This is a genomic window from Pararhodobacter sp. CCB-MM2 (assembly GCF_001691415.1).
Classification (GTDB): Bacteria; Pseudomonadota; Alphaproteobacteria; order Rhodobacterales; family Rhodobacteraceae; genus Pararhodobacter.
Genome location: NZ_LRRR01000091.1, coordinates 1 through 410, shown reverse-complemented (window position 1 = coordinate 410; position 410 = coordinate 1). Strand labels below are relative to the sequence as shown.

Here is a 410-nt window from a genome sequence, read left to right as displayed (position 1 = left end):
GCTCCTGAGCGCCCGCGCGAACGCCGCGAAGTCCGGCGACACCCTGCCCGCCGCGTTCGACGCCGAGGCCGCCTGCGACCTGGACCGGGACGGCTTCACCGACCTGATCGTCTCGACCGACCCCCCGTACAACGGCATCGGAGCCCCGCCCGTACCGCTCCAGATCCTCTTCGGCTCCCCGCAGGGCCTGACGGGGAAGGCCGTCACCGTACGCATCCCCCAGCAGGCCCGGTCCGGCAACGAGTGGCCCGAGCAACCGGTCTGCGGCGACTTCGACGGCGACGGGAAGGCCGACCTCGCGGTCACCGCCAGCGCCGGCCAGGTCACCTTCCTGCACGGCCCCTTCGCCCGCACCGGGGCCCCGCGCAGCGCGGAACTGCTGCCCGACGGCGGCCCGTACCTCTACGCCC

General features: G+C 74.6%; 1 protein-coding gene. It reads left to right on the top strand.

Features of this window, described 5'->3' with window-relative positions:
* On the top strand, positions 1-410 hold a 410-nt coding region (locus BCY78_RS24325; protein ID WP_139103326.1), incomplete at both ends, for a VCBS repeat-containing protein.